At 43.9% G+C, this 20,863-nt stretch carries 19 protein-coding genes; 9 read left to right on the forward strand and 10 right to left on the reverse strand.

The window, feature by feature from the left end; translation table 11 throughout:
• Entirely contained in the window at positions 1–768 is a 768-nt protein-coding gene (locus tag VL525_RS06500; protein ID WP_325384588.1) for an ABC transporter permease subunit, read from the forward strand.
• An 11-nt stretch (positions 769–779) separates the two neighbouring features.
• On the opposite strand, the gene queD is transcribed toward VL525_RS06500, so the two are convergent.
• From queD to VL525_RS06540, 8 genes are all read right to left on the reverse strand, one after another.
• Positions 780–1,136 carry a 6-carboxytetrahydropterin synthase QueD gene (gene queD / locus VL525_RS06505; RefSeq protein WP_325384590.1) on the reverse strand — a complete coding sequence of 119 codons (357 nt, stop codon included), beginning with the start codon at positions 1,134–1,136 and terminating at the stop codon, positions 780–782.
• 34 nt (positions 1,137–1,170) lie between these two features.
• Positions 1,171–1,452, reverse strand: a complete 282-nt coding sequence (locus tag VL525_RS06510; protein WP_325384592.1) for a metal-sulfur cluster assembly factor — start codon at positions 1,450–1,452, stop codon at positions 1,171–1,173.
• Between the two features lie 47 nt (positions 1,453–1,499).
• The gene (locus VL525_RS06515) at positions 1,500–2,756 is read right to left on the reverse strand and encodes a hypothetical protein (protein WP_325384594.1); all 1,257 of its coding nucleotides are present in this window, start codon (positions 2,754–2,756) and stop codon (positions 1,500–1,502) included.
• Positions 2,756–3,565 carry a DUF2249 domain-containing protein gene (locus VL525_RS06520; RefSeq protein WP_325384596.1) on the reverse strand — a complete coding sequence of 270 codons (810 nt, stop codon included), beginning with the start codon at positions 3,563–3,565 and terminating at the stop codon, positions 2,756–2,758. Before VL525_RS06520 ends, VL525_RS06515 begins: the two co-directional genes overlap by 1 nt.
• 55 nt (positions 3,566–3,620) lie before the next feature.
• A complete protein-coding gene (gene ric / locus VL525_RS06525) occupies positions 3,621–4,574 on the reverse strand; it encodes an iron-sulfur cluster repair di-iron protein (RefSeq protein ID WP_325384598.1) in 954 nt (317 codons plus the stop codon).
• Positions 4,575–4,585: 11 nt separating this feature from the next.
• Positions 4,586–5,866: a hypothetical protein gene (locus VL525_RS06530; protein ID WP_325384600.1), complete on the reverse strand. Its 1,281-nt coding sequence runs from the start codon at positions 5,864–5,866 to the stop codon at positions 4,586–4,588.
• Between the two features lie 57 nt (positions 5,867–5,923).
• Positions 5,924–6,358, reverse strand: coding sequence for an Rrf2 family transcriptional regulator (locus VL525_RS06535; protein ID WP_325384602.1), 435 nt, complete (start codon positions 6,356–6,358; stop codon positions 5,924–5,926).
• Positions 6,359–6,755: 397 nt separating this feature from the next.
• Positions 6,756–8,822 carry an HDIG domain-containing metalloprotein gene (locus tag VL525_RS06540; protein WP_325384604.1) on the reverse strand — a complete coding sequence of 689 codons (2,067 nt, stop codon included), beginning with the start codon at positions 8,820–8,822 and terminating at the stop codon, positions 6,756–6,758.
• Positions 8,823–9,055: 233 nt separating this feature from the next.
• Between VL525_RS06540 and VL525_RS06545 the strand changes: the two genes are divergently transcribed.
• The 4 genes from VL525_RS06545 to VL525_RS06560 all read left to right on the forward strand — a co-directional run bounded on the left by VL525_RS06545 (position 9,056) and on the right by VL525_RS06560 (position 13,656).
• Positions 9,056–10,234, forward strand: a complete 1,179-nt coding sequence (locus tag VL525_RS06545) for an acetyl-CoA C-acyltransferase (protein ID WP_325384606.1) — start codon at positions 9,056–9,058, stop codon at positions 10,232–10,234.
• 8 nt (positions 10,235–10,242) lie between these two features.
• Positions 10,243–11,157 (forward strand): hypothetical protein, encoded by a 915-nt coding sequence (locus VL525_RS06550; RefSeq protein WP_325384608.1) that lies wholly within the window; start codon positions 10,243–10,245, stop codon positions 11,155–11,157.
• Between the two features lie 181 nt (positions 11,158–11,338).
• Complete coding sequence (locus VL525_RS06555) at positions 11,339–12,823, forward strand: MFS transporter (protein WP_325384610.1); 1,485 nt, start codon at positions 11,339–11,341, stop codon at positions 12,821–12,823.
• Between the two features lie 101 nt (positions 12,824–12,924).
• Positions 12,925–13,656, forward strand: coding sequence for a polyprenol monophosphomannose synthase (locus tag VL525_RS06560; protein WP_325384612.1), 732 nt, complete (start codon positions 12,925–12,927; stop codon positions 13,654–13,656).
• Between the two features lie 101 nt (positions 13,657–13,757).
• Here the strand turns inward: VL525_RS06560 and VL525_RS06565 are convergent, their stop codons facing one another.
• Positions 13,758–14,192 (reverse strand): GyrI-like domain-containing protein, encoded by a 435-nt coding sequence (locus tag VL525_RS06565; protein WP_325384614.1) that lies wholly within the window; start codon positions 14,190–14,192, stop codon positions 13,758–13,760.
• Positions 14,193–14,341: 149 nt separating this feature from the next.
• Here VL525_RS06565 and ruvB point away from each other — a divergent pair, with 149 nt between their 5' ends.
• From ruvB to VL525_RS06580, 3 genes are all read left to right on the forward strand, one after another.
• A complete protein-coding gene (ruvB, locus tag VL525_RS06570) occupies positions 14,342–15,364 on the forward strand; it encodes a Holliday junction branch migration DNA helicase RuvB (RefSeq protein WP_325384616.1) in 1,023 nt (340 codons plus the stop codon).
• Positions 15,365–15,487: 123 nt separating this feature from the next.
• Positions 15,488–17,764, forward strand: coding sequence for a GH92 family glycosyl hydrolase (locus VL525_RS06575; protein WP_325384618.1), 2,277 nt, complete (start codon positions 15,488–15,490; stop codon positions 17,762–17,764).
• Positions 17,754–18,833 (forward strand): Gfo/Idh/MocA family oxidoreductase, encoded by a 1,080-nt coding sequence (locus VL525_RS06580; RefSeq protein ID WP_325384620.1) that lies wholly within the window; start codon positions 17,754–17,756, stop codon positions 18,831–18,833. Before VL525_RS06575 ends, VL525_RS06580 begins: the two co-directional genes overlap by 11 nt.
• Position 18,834: 1 nt before the next feature.
• Here the strand turns inward: VL525_RS06580 and VL525_RS06585 are convergent, their stop codons facing one another.
• Positions 18,835–19,950 carry a permease gene (locus tag VL525_RS06585; protein ID WP_325384622.1) on the reverse strand — a complete coding sequence of 372 codons (1,116 nt, stop codon included), beginning with the start codon at positions 19,948–19,950 and terminating at the stop codon, positions 18,835–18,837.
• Positions 19,951–20,046: 96 nt separating this feature from the next.
• Between VL525_RS06585 and VL525_RS06590 the strand changes: the two genes are divergently transcribed.
• Positions 20,047–20,826 (forward strand): polysaccharide deacetylase family protein, encoded by a 780-nt coding sequence (locus tag VL525_RS06590; protein ID WP_414684725.1) that lies wholly within the window; start codon positions 20,047–20,049, stop codon positions 20,824–20,826.
• Positions 20,827–20,863 lie beyond the last annotated feature (37 nt).

Raw genomic sequence — 20,863 nt, forward strand, 5'->3', positions numbered from 1 at the left:
ATGAAGACGATCATAAAATATGTATTGCTCGATCTGTTGCGAAACAAAACTATCCTGGTTTATACCTTTATACTCGCTGTGCTTGCAGTAAGTGTACTTAGCATGAGCGGAAATTCGTCCAAAGGCTTGTTGAGCCTGCTGAATATTACGCTCCTGTTTGTACCGATCATCAGCATCCTGTTTGCAACCATTTATTTTTTTAATTCGGTGGAATTTACAGAGCTATTATTGGCACAACCGATTAAACGGAAGGCGATGATACTGGCCGAATATATCGGAGTAGCATTCGCATTAAGTATAGCGTACCTGGTCGGCGTTGGGTTGCCCTCGGTTTTATTAAATTACAGTTTGGCATCTTTAACACTGATCATCAGCGGCGTATTACTGACATTGATCTTTACGGCACTTTCGTTGCTCATCTTTGTGTTGTTCAAAGACAAAACGAAGGGTATAGGCGCTGCTATTATTACAGCGCTCTTCTTTACTCTATTATTCGATGGCCTGCTCCTCTCATTCATCTACTCGTTCAGCGATTACCCGATTGACAAGCCTCTATTAGGGTTTATCTCATTAAACCCTGTTGATCTTGGCCGCATACTCGTGTTGCTGCAATTGGATGTTGCCGTGATGATGGGCTACTCTGGCGCGTTGTTCAAAGAATTTATGGGATCCGCCATTGGCAGCATTTATTCTATCGCCTGCATGACGCTGTGGATATCCTTGCCGCTGGTGACCTCAGTTAGAAAATTCAGAAAAAAAGACCTGTAATCGAAGTTGAATCAAATACCCTCATAGATAACACCTGATGTCGGCGTTTCCTTGAGTTCTATTTTAATCAACCCGGGTAATAGCGGCTTTATCTTATCCCATATCCAAACGGATAATATTTCCGCTGTAGGGTTCTCCAGGCCAGAAATATCATTGAGCATGTGATGATCAAGCATGTCGATAACAGGTTTTACGATTTCCTTAAGGTGCCCAAAATCAACTACCCATCCTTCAGGATTATTTATCTTACCTTCAGCAAAGATGGTGAGATAATAAGTATGACCATGAATTTCCCTGCACTTATGGCCTTCGGGAACATTCGGCAGAAAGTGTGCCGAGTCAAAAGAGAATTGTTTATAAATGATCATTTTATGTATTATTGGTCGGGTTAAATCTTACTTGTTACCAGCCCAGTTCTTCCCTGCCGGTTGCGCTAATCATATCGGCAGACCATTCGGGTACAAACGTGATGACAATCGCGACGACGTAATCTTTAAAAGCTTCTTTTGTCATTAATTCGACACCACCTTTTATGTAATCCCCAGCGGGGCATGCCGGTGTCGACAAGGTCATGGTAATAGCTACTTCCTTTTTACCCTTATCTATAATTATTGAATAAATAAGTCCCAGGTCTACAATATTAAGCTCTAATTCCGGATCTCTGACCAGAGAAAGCATCTGCATTAACCTTATTTTATCTTCATACTGGGGATCAGTTATTTCAACGTCTGTCATTTTCTTAAATGATTTATAATGTAAAACACATGACTACAATATAAAGCCGAAGCTGCGGTCATCATTACACATCCCCCATACATCAAATAATGTTCTCTTAACAGTATACCTGAAAGGAATAGTAAAAAACCAGGCAAATAGGTTCTCATTTGGATGGTCACCAATTGCTCTTTGTATAAATCTTTTGGTTGCAGGTCAGCTAACCTGTCAGGCTTTGTTAGGTGCATCCATACAATGAACGGCAAGGTCTTGTATGTTTGCCCCATGATAAGTGTTGTGATAAATCCTGCAAAAAATGAATAACCATAGGCGCTGATCACTGATACCGGTGTATCATGATAACACATCACAGCAGCTATAAGCAGTACGAAGGGTAGTGAGATAATTCCCAAGGCAACAAATGTTTGTTTCATGCCTGCGTCCATCTTTTTTCGGATAGCGCTTTTATAGCAGTGCCACACATAGGCCATGTAAAACAGCAATCCGGCAATAATGAGGGATATATAAACCAAATGCCACCGGGTGCTTTTTAAAACCATCCCCTCAATTAAGAGTAATATCAGACCTCCATTAATAAGATAGTAAGCGATTGTCAAAAAGCCTTTAACCTCCTTACGGCTAAGCAAAAACATGGGGATCAACCGGGAGCTAACCCCGATCACCAGCAACAGAAACCATCCGGCCATTCCAATTGAAGCATGTACTTTCAAATAATGCAAATGCTCTGCAGGAAGAAAGCTCAGCCGGAAATTCAATAATAAAGTTATACCGATTACAGCAGTAACTATTAGCCAAAGGTGCGCGGTAAGAATAAAATCAATTATGATATTATTGGTTTGGGCTTTTTTGCAAGTAAGGAGTATGTTGATTGCATGGAGTGTTAATGAAATTAAGACCAGGGAAGCTCCAATAAAAATGGATGCTTCCAAATCAAAATTCCAAAATGAATGAACCAGTAAACAGGTGCCAAACAGTAACAAGATAAAGCTAACGACCGGTATCCGCTCACTGTAAAGTTTGCTATCAGCAATTACAGGCATCAATTGATTACTTGCACCCATAATGATCATAGTTCCCCAACCCAAAACGGTTAAGTGGGTAATCGCTAATAAATGTGGCTGAAAAAAATGCCCTTTAAAGTCCCCGGCCGAAATAAATGTCAGGATGCTTATCGCAACAAGGCTCAAGGCAGCAGCACCATAATAAGGGATAATAGTTCTTTTGGCCGGAATATGATGATCTGCCAGCTCCATTATTCGTGTTTGTGATATATGATAAGGATAACCTCGGTTTCCGCTTGTTTATAGACATAATTAAAATTTCTGTCCTTTAACTCAGGAAATAAGAAAAGCGGAATCTTTTTATGGCGAACATAAAGTGCTTCTCCTATGTTCAGTCGATCAAGTTCGTCCAAAATAGCGATCATGGGCTGCGGCATTGCCATTTCCCTCACATCAATTTTTGTAAACTTTAAGTAATAGTTTTTCAGAACGCTATCAAAAAGATCCGGGTTTGGCACTGCTTCAGCCTCATCGCTTTTCAACGATTTGTTTTGATCGTTTTTTGTGATATAGGTAAAAACTGCTCCGTATGGTTCTTTTGAAACGGAAATAGAGTGCCCTTTCTCTTTTAGTATACGGATCAAAGGCGCGGGCTCAAAAGAATTAATAACGAGCATTGTTTTACCAGATGGAACTTCTGATAATTGTTTCATGATCTTGTTAAATGGATCTATCCCATTAGCCAGATCATGCCTGACATCAATAGTTGAAACTACATCTGTATTATTCTGAATAACCTCCGCATTTAAAAGGCCTTCTTCAAAAATCTTTTCCGGATTGTTAACCTCAAACCCAATTCGGGCAAGGCCGTCCAGTATGTTTTCTACTTTACAGTTTCCTATTATTGCAGCCTCTGCAACAGTTACCCTCGGAGCGAATATTTTTCGCAGTATTGGATTCTTCAGCTTTTTGAAATGCGGACTGAGAGAAACTAATACATCAATCGCTTCAAGTTTGTATTTTATAATAGATCCTATCCTGGTTTCGGCACTGATAGTCATGATATTTAGGGTTAAACGGGGCGGAATTATTATTCAACCCCGTATCGTTCACCGGTTATGATTTGCTTTCAAGTGCTATGGCCTTCGGAAATAAAATGTTATTCTCCAGGTGGATATGTGTGTGCAGGTCGTCCTCAAAATCTTCCAATTTCTTATACAATAATGCATAACTGGTACAAGCATGTTCAGGCAACGTATAGTTGTGGGTTAGATTTTTAATGTCTTCCGCCAGCTTACCGACAATGTCGTGATCATTTTCCATTACCGCTACAGGTTCTTTTACCGAATTAAAACTTTGAGAAACAGGCCCTCCTGCCGCTTCCAACTGTTTGATATAAGGGAACAAAATACGTTCTTCCTTATTTAAATGAACGATCAGCTCATTTGCCATAGCATTCACTTTTTGCCATACTTGAACCAGGTTAGGATTTGTTTTACCATGACGATTAGCCACTTTCTGGCTCAACTCCAAAAGAATGGGAATATTTTGTTTTACATAGCCGTGGTGTACGTTGATAACATAGTCAGCGAGAAAGGTCAGGCTCCATGCGTCAAAATCATGTTGTGGGGTGCCGGCAGAAACTTTAGCCACCTTTTCAAGTTCATTTTTAACATACAGCACATCTAAGCCTTTTTCTTTGCAGGCATCCTCCAGGCTTTTTTTCCCTCCGCAGCAAAAATCCAATCCCAGCTTCTTAAAAGTTTCGGCTTTGCGAAGATCTTTCTTCACAATTTCGCCAAGGGTTTCGGGTCGTTGCCCGGCGTCACTTTTCCGTATTTCCACTTCCCATACTTCGGGACCGTTTAACAGGTATTTCCACAAAAAGCAATTCCCGCGTTCGCCAAGCAGTTGATAATATAGCGGTTTGGGGTCGTGGTCATTATGTATTACAAAGGCCTCGCCGCCTGCAAGACGGTCAAAATATTGAAAGATCGTAGGGTGTTTTAAGCGTGGTTCTATCTTTGTAACATCCAAAACTTCGGTCTCAAATTCTTGTGTCTGATTCATGTTATTTATATTTATGATTTTGAAAAATTAATTGTGTTACGTAAGGAAAATTCCGGTTTGACGGCTGTTTTGGGTTTCAAGTCCCTGACCGCGGATATGCTTATCAAAAAAGCGCCGGAAAATAATCCAATAGCAGCCCACCAAAGCAGCCATGGATAAAATGAGCTGTTCCTGTTCATCATTTCCGATAGTCCCTGGGTCATTAGTATAATTTCATTTGCTATAACTGATACAGTAAAAATGATTATCCCGGCTTTTACCATTCTTTTCTCCATCTCAAAAAAGTTTACATGTATTAAATGGGCAAGCAGATAAAGACTAATGAAACCGAGCATCACCAGGTGTAAATAGCCGATGATAACCGGGCGATTTGAAAAAATCTCATTCCCTATTGAAGGAAAGACAGTTCCGATTTGCATCGTTGTTTTGAGAGCAAAGGCAAATAGCGACAGCGATCCGGTCACTTTTGCAAAAGGGCTCATGTTGCTAAAAACGGGTTTAGCGATGACGATCACAGCTCCAAAACAAATCAGGGTCAGCACTAACAAGGCACAACCCAAAACTGCTATGCTACGAACGGTTAGATTGGGGAAGTGCCACAAATAAGAAAGGAATAAAGTAGGTAAAACGGACAAGGAAAGAACAATGGCAAAGCGTTTGACCCGCAATTTAACCCGATTGTTAAATTTACTTTTGAATTGATTGATGAGTAAAGCAAAAACGCTTAAAGTGAAGAAACCGTTGTATTGCAGGTGCAGGTAAGTATAAATGGCATCCCGGTATAAAAGTATATTGACGGAGTGCGACGCCATCATATAAGCGAGCGTAAACGGCCCTATTGACGAGATACAAAGCGCGGCAAGAGCAAATACGCACAGAAATTTTACTGATTTTTGCGCACCACTTTTTCCGAGGTCTTTAATAAAAACCCAGCTAAAAGCATAAGTCACAAAAATGAATAGCGTTGAAAATATGATAGAGAAAAGTGCATAACCCTGAAATGGGAAACTAAAAAGCATCCCTGTAGCGGTTAGCAGTAATCCGGTTAAAAGGAGTTTGTATATAGGTTTACCGCAATACTTTTGGGGCAAAATTTCAAAAGTCATTAACATAAACAAGCAAAGTGTTATCCAGCCTGCAAATGCAAAATGCGAATGCGCGTGCAGAATAAATTTAAAGTCGACACCTGGCATAGAAAATAATATTTTGCTTCTGAGTAATACCCCCAATAAGGCAACAATTGCCAGGTTAATTAAAGCTACTGTAATCCACCGGTTTCTTTTATCTATCATATGGAATTGTTTTAATAACTATAAAAGGACCTTTAAGTCCTTTATTGGAATAAATTTTTACACTTTTCTCAAGAAACCATTTCCCTTTTTATGTTTTTTCGCCATACCGCCAATAGTCGCCTCTTCCATCATTTTTTTGATCTCATTTCTGAGGGATTTGAACTTATTATGTAACGGACACGGTTCCATCTCAGAGCATTCTTTAAGTCCGATACCGCATCCCGTAAACAGATGGTCGCCATCAACAGCGGTGACAATTTCAATAAGTGCCGTTTCATTTTGCTTTTTATCAAGATAAAACCCACCATTTACACCCTTTTGAGAAGTGACGATATTATTCCGGGTGAGAATTTGTAATATCTTGGCGGTAAAGTGCTGTGGTGCCTCAATGTGGTCGCATATATCAGTAACACCGACTTTTTTACTTTCGCTTCCCTCTGCAGCTATATAAATGGCAGCCCTGATCGCATACTCGCTTGATTTTGAAAACATAATTTTTATTCTTAGCACCAAAACACATCAGTATCCTATTTTATACCGTTGTCGTTGCTGAAATAAATCTTGTGCAATTTATCCTGGATAGATTTTTTTTCACATGTTAGATATCATGACATAATATGACATACATCATATTATTTTCATAAATCTAACCATCAGACCAGATAACCGGGCAAGCACTGTTAATAATGACATGCATTCTGAAAAAAGATGTTCGCATATCTTTTCGAGAATTTCAACAACTGTTAATTGGCTTGAAACGGTCCATGAAAAATGAGGGCATGGAAAGCTTTAGCCAGAATATACAGCCGGCAAAAAGCAGCTTTTTCCAAAACGAATCTTGATCCCGACAAATGCGGGGTGTTTTTATATATAATTCGTTGATAATCCCCTAATACTCCACCCTGACATGGTATATACTCATCAGCATGCGCTTGAATATTTCCTTGATGGTTTCGATGTCTTTCAGCGTAATGTCGCTGTCCTTTAGCTGGTCCTGGTTAAGTTTGTATTTGACGATACGGTCCACCAGGTCGCTGATAGACCTTTGGTCAGGTTCGCGGAGCGAGCGGGAAGCGGCTTCTACCGAGTCGGCCAGCATTAATACCCCCTGTTCTTTTGAAAACGGTATGGGGCCGGGATAACGGAAGATGTTTTCATTGACAAATTTTTCGGGAAAATTCTTCAGGAAAGACTGGTAAAAATAATCGACCCGGGTATTGCCATGGTGCGTACGGATAAAATCGACCACGATCTCGGGCAGGTTGGCTTTGCGCGCCATTTCCACCCCCGTACTTACGTGCCTGATGATAATTTGAGCGCTTTCCTCGTATGGCAACTTATCGTGCGGGTTGAAGCCCGAGCTTTGGTTCTCCACAAAAAACAACGGGTTCTCCAGTTTGCCAATGTCGTGATAAAGCGCCCCGGCCCGCACCAATAAAGCGTTACCACCTATCCTGAAAATGGCATTTTCGGCCAGGTTGGCTACCTGCAGCGAGTGCTGGAAAGTACCCGGTGCAGCAAAAGCCAGTTCGCGCAGTAATGGCGAATTGGTATTGGTCATTTCGATAAGTGTAATATCGGAAGTGATGCCAAACACTTTTTCGAAAGCGTATATAAGCGGGTAAGCAAGTAATGTTAGCAGCACACTTACCGCGAACGGGACAAATTCAAGCCAATCGATACCCGTAAGCGTGCCTTCGCGGATAAAAGATATACCTAAAAACGCCACAAAGTAACCGGTAGTGACTATAAGGGCCGATACCAGGAACTGCCCGCGGCGGATGAGGTTCTTAATGCTATATATAGAAACCATGCCGGCGGTTATCTCGAAATAGGCAAATTCGAAACTGTTCGGCACAAAAAAACCTGCTACAAGGATCACCAGCACATGGATATTGAGCGCAAGGCGGGTATCGAACAATATGCGGATGATAATGGGAACTATACAATAGGGTATATAGTACAGGTTGGGCAGCTGCAGCCTGATAGCAAATGACAGCGACGCCAGCATGGACGTAACGACCAGCAAAATGAGGCCGACAAGACGGTTATCCAGATAGATATCCCTGCGGAACAGGTACAGGAACACGATAAGCAGCGTGATGACGATAGAAACCAGCAGGAACTGGCCCACCAGTACCAGCCTGTGGTCGCCGTTTACCCGGGCGTTATCCTCGAATGCTTTTTTGTATGATTCGAGCTTTTGAAAAACCACGTCGTTAACGACCGATCCTTTTTGCACGATCACCTCTCCTTTTTGCACCATGCCGCGGGTAAGCGACAAGCCGTCCAACACCTCCTTTTCGAGCCGGGTTGTCAGCTTATCATCGTACCTGAGGTTATTTTGCAAGCGGTTTTGCACCAGGTCGAGCACAAAAGTTTTATCAAGGTTTTTCCTGCGGGACAGTTCCTGGTCGCAATAGGCAACCGCCTTGTCCTTGGTAAACATATCAGCCGTATTTTTATCGGTCGCAACATTTTTATCAAGAACTGTTATGGCATAATTCTGCTGATTTTGCTGATACTTTGCGTTTAAAGAGAGCAGCCCCTTGCTGTATATGTTCTTCAATAACTGCTCGCCGGCATTAAAATAGCTTTGTTTTTGCGGCTCTTTCAGCCCGGCATCGTGCCACTTAATGTCGAAATCATTTTTATAACCTTCCAGCGCCTGCATAGCCACCTCATCATCCAACTGGTATATCGGCGTTACACTGCGCAGGGCAGCCTGCCTGTCGCTATCTATCTCGGGCTGTGTTTTCAGGATGGCAAAGCTGTAGGGCGATACCAGGTCCTTTTGCGCCCATATCCGGCCACGGTCGTACTCGTACCTGAATTTGGCTTGCTTGGGCAGTGTAAAAACGATGACGCAGATACTCGACACTATCATAAAGTACCTTAGATAGTTGGAGTATTTTCGCAAAAAAGCCTTTTGGCGGGAGGAAGTAAGCGTAGCCATTTATTGTATTAACCCATCAAAAATAAGATATTTTCCGTTGGTTTGGGTTGATTAACTTGGATTGGGTTGATTAAACCCGCCCGGAACAAGCCTATTGACAGGCGATAGTGACCATCTTTAGCGCCGCCCATTTAACTCAATACCCTCTTCAACCAATCGTCAAATATTATGCATGCATAGCATTTCCTTTGGGCAAATAATTTAACTTTGCGGCACCAATTATTATTGTGTTCATGAAAGAAGTATATATCGTTTCGGCAACCCGTACGCCCATAGGCAGTTTCGGCGGAGCTTTGTCACCCCTGACGGCAACCCAGCTTGGTGCCATCGTCATCAAATCGGCAGTAGAAAAAGCAGGTCTTCAGCCCAACCACGTACAGGAAGTTTTTATGGGCAATGTGCTATCGGCTAATGTTGGACAGGCTCCGGCTACGCAGGCGGCTATATTTGCAGGCCTCCCCTATTTACCGGCAACAACGGTTAATAAGGTATGCGCCTCGGGCATGAAAGCTATCATGCTTGCTGCACAAAGCATCCTGTCGGGTCAAAATGATATCGTGGTGGCTGGTGGAATGGAGAGTATGAGTAATACGCCTTATTATTTAGATAAGGCACGTAACGGCTACAGGCTTGGGAATGGGCAGATCATTGATGGCCTGGTAAAAGATGGCTTGTGGGATGTATATAATGATTATCACATGGGTTCGGCTGCGGAATTATGCGCAGCCGAATGCCATATCAGTCGCGAAGATCAGGATGCTTTTGCGGTTGAATCGTATCAAAGGGCGCAAAGATCACAGGGCGATGGAAAATTTAAGGACGAAATAACACCGGTAGAGTTAAAAGATAAAAAGGGGGATGTTACTTTATTTGCTGACGATGAAGAACCTAAAGCGGTTAAATTCGAGAAAATACCCACGCTGAAACCCGTTTTCAAAAAAGACGGCACGGTTACCGCCGCCAACGCATCGACCCTGAATGACGGCGCCGCGGCACTGGTATTAATGAGCAAAGAAAAGGCTGATGGGATGGGTATAAAACCATTAGCAAGGATAATTTCCTTTGCCGACGCGCAACAGGCGCCTGAATGGTTCACTACAGCGCCGTCAAAGGCTATACCGCTGGCATTGCATCGCGCCGGTCTGTCTCCGGGCCAAATCGACTATTTCGAGATCAACGAAGCATTCTCCGTAGTTTCTATTGCTAACAATCAGCAATTGGACCTCGACCCGGCTAAAGTGAACGTAAATGGCGGTGCAGTGTCATTAGGACACCCGCTGGGTGCTTCGGGAGCGCGAATTATTGTAACTTTACTGCACGTACTACAGCAAAACGGCGGCAAATATGGCGCTGCCGGTATTTGCAACGGCGGCGGTGGCGCCAGTGCAATGGTTATCGAAAATTTGCGTTAATTTAATTAATGAAAAAACTGTTTACTTTATTCCTGGCAGCTGGTATGCTGCCCTTAATGACATACGCCCAGCACGCAGACGATAGCGGCAATGTGCGGCAGTTAATGAAATACCAGGACAGCCTGGTTACCATCAGCAAACAACTGGTGAATAACGATACCGAAATGGAGCGTCAGAACGCCAATGTTGAGTTTATAAAAACATTGGTAAAAGCGCTAAAGATACCTCATTCATTCAATTTCAACTTTGATTCGCTTAAAGCGGTGCGTGTGCTGAATGCGCCTGATAACCGTTTCAGGATATTTACCTGGTGTATGCAGTATGATGACGGCAGCTACCGCTATTATGGAACTGTACAAATGAATACCGGCGAAAAGTTGGTGATGTTCCCGCTTAATGACTATACGCCTTACATTAAAAACGCCGAAGACACCGTAACCGACAACACCAAATGGCTGGGCGCTGTGTATTATAAGATAATCCCGGTATACACCGAAAAATACCCCTACTATGTATTACTGGGCTGGAAGGGAAACACGGTAAAAACAAACAAAAAAGTGATCGACGTTATCAGTTTCAGGAATGATAAGCCCGTATTCGGGCATTCGGTGTTTGACGGGAACGGGAAAGTGCGCAAGCGCGTTGTTTTTGAATATACCCGGCAGGCATCGATGCTGTTGAACTATGTGCCAGACGAGCACCTTATTGTATTCGATCACCTGGTGCCGCCTGATAAAAAAATGACCGGCCATTTTGATGTTTACGGCCCCGACCTGAGTTACGACGGCTACCGGTTTAAAGACGGCCGATGGGAGTACGCGGATAACCTTGACATGCGGAACAAGCCAAATAGCCGCGACGGAGATTACATTGACCCGAAAAAGCAACGGGAGGTAGATAAAGCGACGGCTGGCGGGCAATAGTTGAATGGTTGACCGAGTTAAATTAAGTTGGGTTTAGTTGAATATGTTTGCCACTTAATGTAATCGAACTCAATCAACTATATCACAAAACATAAACAAGCTAAACTGTAATAATTCCGGTATAAAATTTTGATTTACGGGAATAATAGTACATTAGTCAAATTTTCTCAAGAAATTAACTATGCAAGAAACCCCAATCGCGGTTGCTAAAACCAAATCACGATTCCCCAAAGCAGTGCCTTACATTATAGGCAACGAGGCAGCCGAACGCTTCAGTTACTACGGCTTACGCTCTATACTGGTAACCTTTTTAGTGGCGCAGTTTTATAACCCGACGTTAGATCCGGCTCTTACACAAACCGCTGAGGCACATGCCAACGCAAGCACTCATTTTTTTGTGGCGCTTTCTTATTTCATGCCTCTTTTGGGTGGGATAATGGCCGACTGGTTTTTTGGAAAATACAAAGTTATTTTATGGCTATCTATCGTGTATTGCCTTGGCAATCTTTTCACTTCTTCGTTTACCACCAATCTACCACTGTTTACTATGGGGTTGGTGCTTATCGCAACCGGGGCGGGTGGTATAAAATCATGCACAACAGCCAATGTAGGCGATCAGTTTGATAAAAACAACCAGGACCTGATGTCAAAGGTTTATGGCTGGTTCTATTTCAGTATCAATGCAGGGTCCATGGTATCTTTCGCCCTTATACCATGGGCTTATAAGAATTTAGGTCCGAGAATAGCATTTGGCATTCCGGGTACTTTAATGGCTTTAGCCACCATCATTTTCTTTTCGGGCCGTAAAATGTATGTCAGGGTACCCCCTGCCGGCGTAAATAAAAACAATTTCGTATTCATATCGATATACGCTCTTTTTAACTTAAAGAAAAAGCAAAAGGGGCAATCCTTGCTGGATGTTTCCAAAGGGCCATTTGACGCGGAAAAAGTAGAGGGTATCAAAGCCGTTTGGCGTGTAATGGGTGTGTTTTTCTTCACGCTCGCATATTGGATCGTGTGGGACCAAAACCTTTCCGAATGGGTGTTGCAATCGAATAAGATGGACCGCGTTATTAATTTTGGCTTTTTTAAATATGAATTTATTCCCGGCCAGATACAAATAACCAATGCTATCTTCCTGTTGATATTCATACCAATATTCAATTACTGGATCTATCCCAAGTTGGATAAGATGGGGCTGAAAACAACCTTGCTTAGAAGGTTTGGCGCAGGCCTGGTACTAACGGCGCTTTCTTTTGTTGTTATCGCAATGATACAAACCAATATTGACCATGGCGGTCATCCAACGCTTTGGTGGCAGGTATTTGCTTATATTTTACTTTCGGCGGCCGAAGTTTTGGTTTCTATTACCGGCCTGGAGTATGCCTACACGCATTCGCCAAAATCAATGAAAAGCACCATGACAGCCATATTTTTAATGGTTGTGGCGCTCGGCAACGTGATCACCGGCTTGATAAACGAAAACATTTCTCAAAAAGGATTTTTAGCACCTTATATGCGGGGGGCCAACTTTTATTGGTGCTTTGTAGGTATGATCGCAGTGTTTGTCGTTGCGTTCCTATTTGTTTCGCCCCGTATGAAATTACGCAATTATATAGACGAGCCTGAAGTTGACAGCAACGAGGCAATAGCCGCTATTGAGTAATTTATGATTTTGATAATATAAGGCGGAAATCCCTGTTATAATTTTCAAACGATTGGCTAATACACTATTTTTGCCAGCTTATATTTTAAACATATTCTGCCGTGCCCGACAGTATAGTAATTATACCTACCTATAACGAGATAGAGAATATTGAACGGATAATCCGGAAGGTATTTTCGCTCCGTCACGAATTTCATGTGCTTGTGATAGACGACGGTTCGCCCGACGGCACACCCATCATTGTTAAGGAACTGCAGCAGGAATTTCCCGAAAAACTTTTCCTGGAGGAACGTGCCGGAAAGCAGGGCCTGGGCACGGCTTATATCCACGGCTTCCGCTGGGCTATTGAGCGGCAATATGATTACATCTTTGAAATGGATGCCGATTTTTCGCACAATCCCGACGACTTGCGTAAACTGCGCGATGCCTGCGAAGAAGGTGCAGATGCCGCTATAGGTTCGAGATACATCAAGGGCGTTAATGTGGTTAACTGGCCCATGAGCCGCGTATTGATGAGTTATTTTGCATCGGTTTATGTACGTTTTATTACCGGCATAGATATACGCGACTGGACCGCAGGTTTTATGTGTTACAAACGCAAAGTACTGGAGACCATCGAGCTGGACAAAGTTAAATTTGTAGGTTACGCCTTCCAGATAGAAATGAAATACACTACCATCAAACATGGTTTTAAAATAACCGAAGTGCCCATCATCTTTACCGACCGAACCGAGGGCACCTCCAAAATGTCGACCAGCATTTTCCGCGAAGCGGTATTCGGTGTTATCCAGATGAGGATCAATGCAATGTTCAGGAAATACCCTGAAGGCTGATGATTGGTTGATTTGCGATTAGTGGCTTGTCAACTGGTTAATTAGTGATTGGTTAACTCGTATTTTAGTCAATTCATAAAGCCCAAGTCACTAATCACTGCTCACAATCCCATTAATATCTCCGTCTCCAGCTTTGACTCATCCTGGTTCCAATGCCCGTAGATCTCTAAACCCGGAGAAACTGCTTTTAGATTGTTTTCTGCTAAATATGCCCTCATTTTAGCATAGGCCTGGGCTAAGCCACTATAAGGGCCAATATGTTTGCAATAAGCGTATTTTGAAAGATTTATTTGCTTCGCCTCCATACCTGTATTTTCCTGTGTAGCCGGTTCAAGTTCTACCCCTGCAAATACTTCCTCATTAGGCCCATAAACCCAAACATTCATTCCCTTATTTTTCAAATTATTTGCCCGCACAGTCTCCCACATTTTGTTCATTAATTTAAATCCGGTCTCTCCGTAATTTTTATTTACGGCAGTGCCCGAAAAGCCATAAAGTCTGAGGCAGAAGGGCTTGTTGATAATGGTTACATCCATAATTTACAAGGCTAAATTTATGATAGCGTTTAAAGTTAACTGTTTGATGTTAAGAAGCAAGTGCCTTTAGGTTCTGATTTTTTTTAAATGATTTTTGTTAAGGAAAACTTATCACAAATCTCTAATCACTAATCACTAAATTAGCGGCAATGAACGAGAACCTGGATCCAGCTCCCGAACGCCTTTCATCTGCCGAGCGTGATATTGAAAAAGTACTTCGCCCACAGGCATTTGAGGATTTTACGGGTCAGCATAAAATACTGGCTAACCTGCGGGTTTTTGTGCAGGCAGCCCGCCAGCGTGGCGAGGCGCTCGATCATGTGCTGCTTCATGGGCCTCCGGGATTAGGAAAAACTACCCTCTCCCACATCATCGCCAACGAGATGGGCGTGGGTATCAAAATAACTTCGGGCCCTGTGCTGGATAAGCCCGGCGACCTGGCCGGACTGCTTACCAACCTGGAACCCGGCGACATTCTTTTTATCGACGAGATACACCGTTTGAGTCCGTTGGTGGAGGAATACCTGTATTCGGCCATGGAAGATTTCAAGATCGATATTATGCTGGAGACCGGGCCGAATGCCCGCTCGGTACAATTATCCTTAAATCCGTTTACCCTTGTTGGCGCCACTACCCGTTCGGGTTTGCTAACTGCTCCGTTACGGGCGCGTTTTGGCATCAATTCGCGGCTCGAATATTATGATGCCAAACTATTGACCACCATAGTACTGCGTTCGGCTTCGATATTAAAAACACCGATAAGCGACGAGGGTGCTTTTGAGATAGCAAGGCGCAGTCGTGGTACGCCGCGTATTGCCAATGCCCTGCTTCGGCGCACGCGCGATTTTGCCCAGATCAAAGGCGACGGCAACATCGACACCGGCATTGCCAATTATGCACTGAATGCGCTTAACGTCGATCAGCATGGCCTGGATGAAATGGACAACAAAATATTGCTGACTATTATCGATAAGTTTAAGGGCGGGCCGGTGGGCTTAAAAACCATTGCAACGGCTGTTGGTGAGGACGAGGGTACTATTGAGGAAGTTTACGAACCGTTTTTGATACAGGAAGGCTTTTTGATGCGCACAGCACGCGGCCGCGAAGCGACCGACAATGCTTATAAGCATTTGGGAAAATTGAGAATGGGCGGGAGTCCTACGTTGTTTTGAGTCACTAAAAGGCATTTCGACGAGAAACGAGGAGAAATCTTATACAAGCGAATAAAGCAAGGCGTTTAAGATCTCTCACTGTCGTTCGAGATGACAAATCGATATATTTAATTAATGCTACCTATGAAACGATTATCTATTCTATTACTGGCTTTAACGCCGTTTCTATCTTTTTCACAAACAAAAAAGACTACCGACCTGGCCGAGTACGTGAACCCGCTTATGGGTACGGATTCGAAATATGACTTGTCGAACGGTAACACCTACCCTGCCATCGCTTTGCCCTGGGGTATGAATTTCTGGACGCCCGAAACAGGCAAAATGGGCGACGGCTGGCAGTACACTTATGATGCCCATAAGATCAACGGCTTTAAGCAAACACACCAGCCATCGCCCTGGATGAACGATTACGGGCAGTTTGCTATTATGCCTGAGACCGGTCATTTAAAGGTTACGCAAAATGGCCGCCAAAGCTGGTTTTCGCATAAAACCGAGATCGTAAAACCTTATTATTACAGCGTTTACCTGGCCGACCATGATGTGACCACGGAGATTACTCCGACCGAACGGTCGGCACAGTTCAGGTTCACCTTCCCCAAAAGCGACAGTTCGTTTATCGTGATCGATGCATTTGACCGGGGGTCTTATGTAAAGGTAATTCCTTCAGAAAGAAAGATCGTAGGTTATTCAACCAAATTTGCCCGCGGGCCACTCAAAAATTTCAAGAACTTCTTTGTGATCTATGTAGATAAACCGATCAGCTTGTATCATACTTACAGCGACAGCACCATGACCGACTCGCTGGAACTGCATGCCAAACATGCCAGCGCGGTTATCGGTTTTAAAACAGCCAAAGGCGAAAAAGTACATATGCGGGTGGCTTCTTCCTTTGTCAGCATTGAACAGGCAGAACAAAACCTGAAGGCTGAACAGGGAAAGGACAGTTTTGATATGACCGAACAAAAAGCAAAAGACACCTGGAATAAAACTTTAAGCCGTCTTACCGTAGAAGGCGGCACTATTGACCAGAAACGGACTTTTTACTCCTGCTTGTACCGTATGCTTTTCTTCCCAAACAAGCTTTACGAGATAGATGCAAAAGGTAACCGCATACATTACAGCCCCTACACCGGCAAAACCGAGCCGGGCTATATGTTTGCCGGAACGGGTTTTTGGGATACGTTTAGGGCGCTTTACCCTTTCCTGAATTTGGTTTATCCTTCCATCAACAAAGAGATGCAGGAAGGATTGATCAACGATTACAAAGAAGGCGGCTGGCTGCCGGAATGGTCGAGCCCCGGTTATTCGGATGTAATGGTGGGTAATAACTCTGCATCAGTAGTGGCGGAGGCTTATTTGAAAGGCTTGCGCGGATATGATATCGAAACTTTATACCAGGCGCTGGTACATGGCGCTAACAACGAAGGCCCAAGAGCCACGGGCCGCAAAGGGGTTGAATATTACAACAAGCTGGGTTATGTCCCTTATGATGTAAAGATAAACGAGAACGCGGCCCGCACGCTGGAATATGCTTATGATGACTTTGCCATTTATGAATTAGGAAAAGCTTTGGGCAAGCCGAAAGAGGAGATAGAAATTTACAAAACGCGCAGCATGAATTACAAAAACCTGTTCGACCCGGCGACCGGTTTGATGCGCGGTAAAAACCAGGATGGCACTTTCGAAACGCCTTTCAACCCGTTTAAATGGGGCGATGCTTTTACCGAGGGGAACAGCTGGCATTATACCTGGGGCGTATTTCATGATATACAGGGCCTTGAAAACCTGATGGGCGGCAAGAAGAAATTCGTAGCTAAACTGGATTCGGTATTTAGTTTGCCCCCTATTTTTGATGATAGTTATTATGGTGAAGTGATCCATGAGATACGCGAAATGCAAATAGCGGGCATGGGTCAGTACGCCCACGGCAACCAGCCTATACAGCACATGATATACCTTTATAACTATGCCGGCGAACCCTGGAAAACCCAATACTGGGCGCGCGAAACCATGAACAAATTATATAAAGCCACCCCCGACGGCTACTGCGGCGACGAGGATAACGGGCAAACATCGGCCTGGTATGTATTTTCGGCAATGGGTTTTTATCCCGTATGCCCGGCTGCCGGGCAGTATGTGCTGGGTGCGCCTTTATTCAACAAGGTGACGCTGACGCTTGAGAATGGCAAAAAAGTTATCATCAATGCGCCAAAGAACAGTGCGGCCAATAAATATGTAAGTACGCTGACCTACAATGGCAAACCCTATGATCTGAATTATTTGGATCATAAAACGTTGATGCAGGGCGCCGTGCTTAATTTTGATATGTCGGCCGCGCCAAACAAACAACGCGGTATAAAAGACAGTGACTTTCCTTATTCGTTATCCAATGAAAAATAAAATTATCGGCACTATTGGTGCGCTGGTTTGTTGCATCAGCATGGCAACAGCTCAAAAGTTGAAGGTGTGCGTGGCCGGGTTAAACCACGACCATATCTGGAACATCATGAACGCCTACAAAAACGGGCAGGTGGATATCATAGGCATTGCCGAGCCTAACCATGAACTTTGGGCGAAATATGGCAAGCAGTTCAATTTACCTGCAAACGTATTTTATGATGACCTGAAAACCATGCTGAAAGGCAAAAAGCCGGACGCCGTTTTGGGTTATAACGCGGTGGCAAACCATGTGGATATCGTGGAAGTTTGCGCGCCACTTGGCTTACCCGTTATGGTGGAAAAACCCCTGGCCGCTACACTGGCGCAGGCTAAGCGGATGGAGGAACTGGCCAATAAATACCACACGCTGGTGCTCACCAATTACGAAACTACGTGGTATCCGTCGGGTAAATACATTTATGACGAAATTGCTGCGGACAGTATAGGTCCCATCAAAAAAATGGTGGTACACGACGGGCACCAGGGGCCAAAGGAGATAGGCTGCAGCAAAGAGTTTTTAGCCTGGCTTACCGACCCTGTGTTGAACGGCGCGGGCGCTTTAAACGACTTTGGCTGCTACGGCGCCGACCTGATGACCTGGCTGATGCACGGCCAAAAACCTATCGCCGTTACTGCTATCACGCACCAGTATAAGCCTGATATTTATCCTAAGGTTGATGATGACGCGACCATATTAGTTGAATATAAAGGCGCTTCCGGGCAAATAGAAGCCTCATGGAACTGGCCGTTTGGTATTAAGGACATGGAAATATTTGGCGAGCATGGCTACCTGCATTCGTTGAATGGCACGGATATCGACATTCGTATGCGGGAGAACAGGAGAAGCTCGGTTAAAGCGCCCCCATTGCCCGAGCCTATTAACGATCCGTTGGTTTATTTGGCAGCGGTACTTCAGCACAAAGTAGCAGGGACGGACGACCAGGCATCATTGAAATATAACATGATCGTGATGGAGATACTGGATGCGGCAAAAAGGTCGGCTAAAGAGGGTCGGAAGATCGTTTTATAAGCTACATGCTCATTTTGCTTTGTTTCCGTCCCCAAAAGAAATAAATGATGGAGGCAGGTATAAAGATGATGTTCAGCACAGTTTTGTAATTCAGGGTGATGGCATCGTGCATAGCCATAAAGCCGGTTTTCGGGTGTTTGGGTATCCACCCCATCACATCAAAACCAATATCAACCAGCAAACTTGCGAGAATAATGCTGATTGTAAGGAACAGCAGCAAAGCCAGCATGGTTTTCATGCCGTAATAGCGGCGGTACACTGCCAGCATAGGGATTGTCACCAGGTCGGCAAGTATATAGGCTACCACTCCGCCAAAGGATATTCCGCCATGCCAGAACACCGTTGCCATCACCAAATTACCTACCGAACAAACAAAACTGATAATAGCTATAAACACGCCCATCAATATATTCCAAAGCAACACCACAAAATGCGGAAGGCCGTGATTGTTGGTTAAAAAGAGTGTGTTCCAAAAAGTGAGCGGCACCAAAGCCATTAAAACAGATGCGATGACTACCCCGATAAGAATATCCTTCCCAACCATCATTACGTCCATATAAAAATGACCGCTGGCTTCGGCCATTTTCTTTCCGAAGGTCTTATCGGGTTGATGGTTGTGCGCGCCGTGATGATGATGTTCATGCCCGCCCGAAGCATGGCCGGTGTGTTCCAGGTGTTTATCGCCATCTTCTCTTACCCTTTTGGGATAGAACCAGGCTATAAGCGATGCGGAAATGACGATAAATAACAAGCCACCCGCTACTTCGGCGCCAAAAAATGCCCAGCCAAGCAGGGTGACGATGACAATGAAAATTTCGAACACGAGGTTAGTGCTTGCGGCCATAAAAGTTACCGCATTGGACCAGGTGGAGCCTTTTAGTTTAAGCGTGCGCGCCATAGACGCCGCTGCGTAGGAACACGACGAAGATATTGCCCCGAAAAATGTCGATAAGGCAATTGCCTTTACATTATTTTTTCCCAGCCGGGAACTGATGGTTTCTGTCGAAATAAATGCCCTTACTAATGATGAAAGTATAAACCCGAGCGCAAGCCCCCAATAGATCTCCCATATCATATAAAATAACTCGGTAAAGATGTTTTTTAGGATATGCCACATACTAGACTAACCCGATTTCTGTTTAATTGTTGATAATTATCGTTTATAAAACAGGTATTTATTCTAATTTCGCGCTTATAAAATCACCCCTTTATTATGTCAAAAATAACATCAGCTATCTTAGCATCCGCTTTACTTTTAACCTCAGTTTTTACAGCATCGGCCCAGGGGAATAAAGCTGCGATAATGGCACGCAAGCAGGTGCCGATATTGTGTTACCACCAGATACGCGACTGGCGGCCCAAGGATTCTAAAGTTGACAAGGACTATATCATTCCACCGGCAGCGTTCAAGGCTCACCTGAAAATGCTGGCCGATAGCGGATACCACACGATCCTGCCCGATCAGCTATACGATTACCTGACCAAAGGCACAGCCCTGCCAAGCAAGCCCATTATGCTTACGTTTGATGATACCGACCTCGACCAATTTGAAATAGCCCGCCCGGAAATGAAGAAATATGGCTTCAAAGGCGTGTTTTTTATCATGACAGTTTCGATAGGAAAGGTTAAACATTACATGAGCTCGGCGCAGATCAAGCAATTGTCGGACGAAGGTAACGTGATAGCAAGCCACACCTGGAACCATAGTAATTTCAAGAAATTATCAACCGCTAAAGATTGGGAGATCCAGTTAGACAAGCCTACTAAAAAGCTGGAAGAGATTACAGGGAAACCGGTTAAATATTTTGCCTTTCCATTTGGTGTATGGAGTGAACAAAACCTGCCGCAATTGCATAAGCGTGGTTTTAAACTGGCTTTCCAGTTAGCAGATAAACGCGACGCGAACGATCCTTTAATGACGGTTCGCCGGATACTGGACAGCGGTTACTGGACCACCAAAAACCTGAGCAACAGCATCAGGCATAGTTTTTAAGCGCTGGCCCCCTGAAGGGGAATGCCTTTGTCATTTG

The organism is Mucilaginibacter sp. (assembly GCF_035492695.1).
GTDB lineage: Bacteria > Bacteroidota > Bacteroidia > Sphingobacteriales > Sphingobacteriaceae > Mucilaginibacter.